The sequence below is a fragment of the Mycobacterium sp. 1423905.2 genome, from assembly GCF_001673155.1.
GTDB lineage: Bacteria > Actinomycetota > Actinomycetes > Mycobacteriales > Mycobacteriaceae > Mycobacterium.
This window is the reverse complement of record NZ_LZLE01000352.1, coordinates 38,983-45,693: the sequence shown is the minus strand read 5'-3', so window position 1 is coordinate 45,693 and position 6,711 is coordinate 38,983. Positions and strand designations below refer to the sequence as shown.

Genomic DNA, 6,711 nt, shown 5'->3' with positions numbered 1-6,711 from the left:
TGCTGGCATGGCAATCGGTATTCGACAGCGCAACCTTCGACTTCTCCCCACCAGCGGTGCGCTTGATGGGCCGGGTGATGAGCAAAGTTCCAGGTCTGCGGACCTTGGCGCAGTACCATCGTTACGCATTCGGACGGGAATGTTGACCGCCGGCTGACGTTGCATTTTGTTATGAGCCACCCGGAAATCAAAGAGCCCAACGCTGGACACCCGATCACCATCGAGCCGACCCAGGGTCGGGTGCAGGTCCATATCAACGGTGAACTGGTCGCCGACACCACCGCGGCGCTGCGCCTGCAGGAGGCCACCTTGCCTGCGGTGCAATACATTCCGCTCAGCGACGTAGTCCAGGAGCGGCTGTCACGCAGCGACACGACCAGCTATTGCCCGTTCAAAGGCGAAGCCAACTACTACAGCGTGACTACCTCGGCCGGTGACACCGTCGCCGACGCGATCTGGACCTACGAGCAGCCCTATCCCGCGGTCGCTGCGATCGCCGGGCATGTGGCCTTCTACCCCAACAAGGCCCAGATCAGCGTCGTCGCCGACTGAACGGAGTCAGGGGAAGACCTTGGCCAGCGACTGGGTGTCGCTGTATTCACGCATCGACGTGATCATGCCGTCGTGGGTTTCGAAGATGCAGACGAAGGGGCTCTCGTACTGGGTCCCGTCGTTGGTCACGCCGTCGGTCTGACCTTCGATGACCACGGTGTCGCCTTCGTTGACGCAGCGGAGGAGGTCGATGTCCGCCTCGAAAACCTGCTTGCGCCGTTCGACCGCTCGGCGCATGGTGGCTTTGTTGATCGTCGTGCGGATCGCGATGCTCCAGTAGGTGAAGTCGTCGCTGAGCAATGCGAACCCTTCGTCGAGATCGCCGCCTTCGCTCATGCTCTGGAGAAACATCCAGGCCAGTTCGGCGTGCGGATCGTCGAACGGCGTCATCATAAGGTCATCCTGACCTGGGAGATAGTTTGTGGTCAATTGACGGGGCCGTCGACGGCGCCGAAGCACCGGTAGCACGGGTAGGGAGTCATGCGTTGGGTCTTACGCGCACCGTGACCTTCCCGGGCGCGGTCAGCTTCGGGCACACGCTGGCGCCCTTGCGCCGAGGTCCACGCGATCCCTGCTTCCGGATGCCCGGCGACGGCACGATCTGGCGCACTAGTCTGCTGAACAGCGGGCCGGTCACGGCCCGCCTCAGCCGAACCGCAGCTGACACGGCGCACTGCCAGGCTTGGGGCGACGGCGCCGAGGAATACCTCGCTCTACTGCCCGCGATGTTGGGCGCCGAAGACGACGCTTCGGACTTCGAGCCCAGCCATCCCACGGTGGCCGCCGCGCATCGCCGGGTTCCGCATCTGCGCTTGGGCCGCACCGGGCGGGTGCTGGAGGCGTTGATTCCAGCGGTCATCGAGCAACGGGTGCCCGGCGCCGACGCCTTCCGGTCCTGGCGGGTGCTGGTCACCAAATACGGCACCCCTGCACCCGGGCCGGCGCCAGAAGGCATGCGGGTGCCGCCGTCGGCGCAGACCTGGCGAACCATCCCGTCGTGGGAGTTCCACCGGGCCAACGTCGACCCTCGGCGGGCGCTGACGGTGGTGGCCTGCGCCCAACGGGCAGCGTCGCTGGAGCGGCTGGTGTCGATCCCGGCGGCGCAGGCGCGGGAGGCGCTGACGTCGTTGCCGGGGGTCGGAATCTGGACTGCGGCCGAGACTGCGCAGCGGGCATTCGGTGACGCCGACGCGGTGTCGGTGGGCGATTACCACGTCCCCAAGATGATCGGCTGGACCTTGTTGGGCCATCCCGTCGACGACGCCGGCATGCTCGAACTCCTCGAGCCGATGCGACCACATCGCCAGCGGGCGGTCCGGCTGCTGGAGGCCAGCGGACTGGCCTATGAGCCGCGTCGCGGACCCCGATTGCCCGTTCAGCACATCCGGTACCTGTGACTGGGGTCGCGGTTAAGGACAGGGCCATCGGGTACCCGTCGAAGGAAGTGACAGTGTGCGACTCAGGGGAGATATTTGATGACACAGTTCACTATTCCGGGCTTGACGGACAAGCAGGGAGCGCGGCTGATCGAGCTGCTGCAGAAGCAACTGAGCACCTACAACGACCTGCATCTGACGCTCAAGCACGTGCACTGGAATGTCGTGGGCCCCAACTTCATTGGCGTGCACGAGATGCTGGACCCGCAGGTGACGACGGTGCGCGGCTATGCCGATGAAGTCGCCGAGCGCATTGCGGCACTGGGTGGTTCGCCCGAGGGAACTCCGGGCGCGATCATCCGCGACCGCACCTGGGACGACTACTCGATCGGCCGGGATTGCGTGCAGTCGCATCTGGCCGCCCTCGACCTGGTCTACACCGGCGTGATCGAAGACCTGCGTAAGTCCATCGAGGAAACCGAGGAACTCGACCCGGTCACCCAAGACCTGTTGATCGGCCACACGGGCCAACTCGAGCAGTACCAGTGGTTTGTGCGCGCGCATCTGGAGAGCGCCGGCGGACAACTGAAGCACGAGGGCTCGACCACCGAAAAAGACGCGGCGGGCAGCGCGAGAGAGTAGTCCTAAGCCGGCGGCGCCTGGCGCGCGCGTTCGGCGTCGGCGGCTTCCCGGTTCAGTCGCTGAGCCTCGTAGATCGTCACGTTGGTACGCGACATCAGCAACGCCGCGATACCGACGGCGATGATTGCTCCCGGTACCACGGAGAACGATCCGGTCATTTCGGCGACCATGATCATGATGGCCAGCGGCGCGCGGGCGACACAGCCGAAGCACGCCATCATGCCGACGACGACGAAGATTCCCGGCGCGGTGGGTACGCCCGGCGCGCCGGAGATCTCGGCGAGTCGCCACACCGCGGCCCCCACGAAGCCGCCGATCACGATGCCGGGACCGAACAAGCCGCCGGACCCGCCAGTGCCGATCGACAGCGAGGTCGCGACGATCTTGGCGAGCGGTAACACGACGACGATCCACAACGGGATGGCGAGCAGCGACGTGCGGTCGGCCGCCAGTTGCGCCCACCCATAACCGCTGCTGAGTATCTGCGGGATCAGCAGGCCGAGCAGGCCGACCAGTAGTCCACCGACGGTCGGCTTGAGCACCGGACCACCCGGCAACCGACGAGTGAGGGCCACGGTGGTATGGAAGACCCGCGCGTACAGGTATCCGACCGCCGCGGCGATCAGACCGATGACCACGAACCACAACATCGGGCCGGCCCGCTCGAAGCGGTATTCGGCGTCGATATAGCCGAACAGCGGGTCGAACCCGAGGAACGAACCGAGCACCGCGTACGCCGTCCCGGAGGTGATGAAACCGGGCAGCAGACTGCGGTAGTCGAAGTCGTCGCGGTAGGTGATCGACGCGGCCAGCACCGCACCGCCGAGCGGCGCGGCGAAGATCGCGCCGATGCCCGCGCCGATGCCCAATGCCACCGCGATCCTGCCGTCCTCGTCGGACAAGCCGAGCCGGCGCGTCAGCAAGGAACAGAAGCCGGCGGAGATCTGCGCGGTCGGTCCCTCGCGGCCGCCCGACCCGCCGGACCCGATGGTCAGCGCGCTGGCAACCATCTTCACCAGCACCGCCCGGCTGCGGATGGCGCGCGGATCGCTGTGCACCGCCTCGATCGCCTCATCGGTGCCGTGGCCGGTGGCTTCCGGTGCCAGCTTGGCCACGATCAGCGCGGACAGCAGGGCACCGCCGGTGGTAACCAACGGAATGGCCCAGGGCCGCGCGAAACCGGTGGAGCCGCGGCTGCCGCCCTCCCCGACGGGCGTGGGGATGTGGTAGCCGGCGAGGTAACCGAGCAGGAATTCGCCGGTGTACTTCAGCGCGAGGTAGAAGACGACGGCACCGAGGCCGGCGATGACGCCGATGGTGATGCCCAGTGAGAACCACTTGGGCAGGTAGCCGGCTTGCCTGATGGCTGCGCCGAAGCGTCCGCCGGCCGCTGCGGGTGGGGCCGTTGGCGGCTCCGGTTCGTCCACCACGCCATCCTAGGGTGCGGGGAATAAGCGGACCTTGGTCCGGTTATATGGGTATCTTTCGCAAAGGAGTCGAAATGCCCGCAATCACCGCAGATACCCTCACCTTGCCCCGACTGACACTGGCCGCAGCCGCCGAAACCGAGCGTCCCGTCCAATCGATCACCACCGGCCCGCGCGGCTATGAAGGTCTGGGGTTCCCGGTGGTCCGGGCGTTCGCCGGGGTCAGCACCGCAGCCTTGGACCCGTTCATCCATATGGACCAGATGGGCGAGGTCGACTACCAGCCGGGCGAACCGCGCGGCACTGACTGGCACCCACACCGCGGCTTCGAAACCGTCACCTACATGATCGACGGAACCTTCGCCCACCAGGACTCCCATGGCGGCGGCGGGCTGATCACCGACGGTGCGACACAGTGGATGACGGCGGGCTCGGGCATCTTGCACATCGAGACCCCGCCCGCCGAGATGGTGAAAAGCGGCGGGTTGTTCCACGGCATCCAGTTGTGGGTGAACCTGCCGAAGAAAGACAAATTCACGCCACCGCGCTATCAGGCCATCGAAGGCAGCGACGCAGCCTTGGTCGCCTCGACGGACGGCGGCGCACTGCTTCGCATCATCGCCGGCGACATCGACGGCCACTGCGGACCGGGCCAGACCCACACCCCGATCACGCTCGCGCACGCAACCATCGAAAACGGTGCACGCGTGAGCATTCCGTGGCGTCGTGATTTCAATGCACTGGTGTATGTCCTGTCGGGCGCAGGTTCGGTCGGGTCGGTCGATCATCCGATCCGGCACGGCCAGCTGGCGGTGCTCGGGGCCGGTGATCGACTCACCGTCGCAGCGCCGCAGACCGGCCGCGGTCCTGGTCTGGATGTGTTGCTGCTGGGCGGGCGGCCGATCCGGGAACCGGTGTTCCACTACGGACCCTTCGTGATGAACTCACGGGCCGAGGTGATCCAGGCGCTCGAGGACTACGAGGCTGGCAAGTTTCGTAGCATCCCCTCCGAACGCGGTAATGCCTCTTGATCGCGGTGGCACACTATAATGATGCCGCTCACGGCCAGTCGCGGTCCGGGGCGTCCCCCGGCAGCGAAAGCAGACGAGACGCGCAAACGCATCGTTAGCGCGGCTCGTCAAGTGTTCAGTGAACGCGGTTATGACGGCGCCACCTTTCAAGCGATCGCCGTCCGCGCCGACCTGACGCGACCGGCCATCAATCACTACTTTTCCAGTAAGCGGCTGCTGTACCGGGAGGTGGTGGAGCGGACCAACGAACTGGTCGTCACCGGCGGCATCGACCGCGCCCGCCGCGAGACGTCGTTGATGGGCCGGCTGGCCGCCTTCATCGCCGTCGCGATGGAGGTCGATTCCCGAAACCCGTGCACCGCAGCATTTCTGGCGACTGCCGTACTCGAGTCCCAGCGTCACCCCGATTTGATCCGGTCCGAACAGGACGCGGTGCGAATCAGCCGAGAGTTCTTGAACTGGGCGGTCAACGACGCGATCGAGCGCGGCGAGATCTCCGCCGACGTCGACGTGGCCGTGCTGGCCGAAACCTTGTTGGTGATGTTGTGCGGCGTGGGGTTCTACGCCGGATTCATCGGCAGCTACGAAGAAATCGACACCATCACCGCATCGTTGGGGCAGATGCTCTCCGGCGCGCTGTGGCGCCCGCCCAACTGAACGGCATACTCCTGCTTAAGGATCGGCCCTCGGGGTAGTTACAGGAGCGGATCGGCTCGCCGGCTCGGAGGGGGACGGCGGCGAGGGCGCTGATTCCCCATTCGAGGAGAGCGTGTGTCACCCGATGGTCGCGTGAGCGTGGTGGTGATCACCCACAACCGTCGCACGGAACTGGACCGCACCCTTGGCCGGCTCGCTGACTTACCAGAACAGCCGCGCGTCGTCGTCGTCGACAACGCCTCGACGGACGGAACCGCGGATCTGGTGCGCGACCGGCATCCCCGGGTGACCCTGCTGACCCCGGGGAAGAACATGGGTGCGGTCGGTCGCAATCTCGGTGTCGAGGTCGTCGACACGCCGTATGTGGCGTTCTGCGACGACGACACCTGGTACGAGCCCGCAGCGCTGCGCCGCGCCGCCGACCTGCTCGACGCGCATCCCACGCTCGCCGTGGTGACCGCCAGCATCACCGTCGAGCCCGACGGAAAGCTCGACGCCATCTGCGAGGAAATGGCCGAGTCGCCGTTGGACCGGCCGCCCGGTATCCCCGGCCACCCGCTGCTCAGCTTTTTGGCCGGAGTTTCGATCGTGCGCCGCGAAGCGTTTCTGGCGGCCGGTGGGTTCTCCAAGCGATTGTGGCTCGGCGGTGAGGAGGAGTTACTGGCGTCGGATCTCGCCCGTGCCGGGTGGCACATGAGCTACGTGCCGGACGTCGTCGCCCATCATTACGCCTCGCGCCTGCGCGACGCCCACCTGCGCCGGCGCCATGGCATCCGAAACACGCTGTGGTTCACCTGGCTTCGCCGACCGCTGCCCAGCGCCGCCCGGCACACCATTCGGCTGCTGCGTCGCCTCCCCCGCGATCGGGTCAGCGTGCAGGGCATTTCGGATGCGGTGCGCGGGCTGCCGTGGGTGCTGCGCGAGCGCAAGCCGGTTCCGGCCAACCTCGAGCGCGGTTACCAGCAGTTGGAAGACATGCAACTCAACGGCGGTGCCCGCAAGTACGTCTCGTGAACCGCCAGTGAC

Annotated in this window: 7 protein-coding genes and 1 pseudogene; 6 read left to right on the top strand and 2 right to left on the bottom strand. The window is 66.3% G+C overall.

Annotated features, from left to right (window positions below; translation table 11 throughout):
- Positions 1-171: 171 nt before the first annotated feature.
- Positions 172-552 carry a DUF427 domain-containing protein gene (locus A9W95_RS24235; protein WP_067418693.1) on the top strand — a complete coding sequence of 127 codons (381 nt, stop codon included), beginning with the start codon at positions 172-174 and terminating at the stop codon, positions 550-552.
- A 6-nt stretch (positions 553-558) separates the two neighbouring features.
- Here A9W95_RS24235 and A9W95_RS24230 read toward each other — a convergent pair whose 3' ends face one another.
- Positions 559-942: a nuclear transport factor 2 family protein gene (locus A9W95_RS24230; protein ID WP_156746384.1), complete on the bottom strand. Its 384-nt coding sequence runs from the start codon at positions 940-942 to the stop codon at positions 559-561.
- Positions 943-1,037: 95 nt separating this feature from the next.
- Between A9W95_RS24230 and A9W95_RS24225 the strand changes: the two genes are divergently transcribed.
- Positions 1,038-1,949: a DNA-3-methyladenine glycosylase gene (locus A9W95_RS24225; RefSeq protein WP_067418689.1), complete on the top strand. Its 912-nt coding sequence runs from the start codon at positions 1,038-1,040 to the stop codon at positions 1,947-1,949.
- Positions 1,950-2,027: 78 nt separating this feature from the next.
- On the top strand, positions 2,028-2,570 hold the full coding sequence (gene dps / locus A9W95_RS24220) for a DNA starvation/stationary phase protection protein Dps (RefSeq protein ID WP_067418688.1): 543 nt from the start codon (positions 2,028-2,030) through the stop codon (positions 2,568-2,570).
- Positions 2,571-2,572: 2 nt separating this feature from the next.
- Here dps and A9W95_RS24215 read toward each other — a convergent pair whose 3' ends face one another.
- On the bottom strand, positions 2,573-3,997 hold the full coding sequence (locus tag A9W95_RS24215; protein WP_067418703.1) for a chloride channel protein: 1,425 nt from the start codon (positions 3,995-3,997) through the stop codon (positions 2,573-2,575).
- Between the two features lie 74 nt (positions 3,998-4,071).
- Between A9W95_RS24215 and A9W95_RS24210 the strand changes: the two are divergent.
- The 3 genes and pseudogenes from A9W95_RS24210 (at position 4,072) to A9W95_RS24200 (ending at position 6,699) form a co-directional block, all read left to right on the top strand.
- A pseudogene (locus A9W95_RS24210) lies at positions 4,072-5,047 on the top strand (pirin family protein).
- On the top strand, positions 5,047-5,685 hold the full coding sequence (locus A9W95_RS24205) for a TetR/AcrR family transcriptional regulator (protein WP_172826712.1): 639 nt from the start codon (positions 5,047-5,049) through the stop codon (positions 5,683-5,685). Before A9W95_RS24210 ends, A9W95_RS24205 begins: the two are co-directional and overlap by 1 nt.
- Positions 5,686-5,799: 114 nt before the next feature.
- Positions 5,800-6,699: a glycosyltransferase family 2 protein gene (locus tag A9W95_RS24200; RefSeq protein WP_253851747.1), complete on the top strand. Its 900-nt coding sequence runs from the start codon at positions 5,800-5,802 to the stop codon at positions 6,697-6,699.
- The last annotated feature ends 12 nt before the right edge of the window (positions 6,700-6,711 follow it).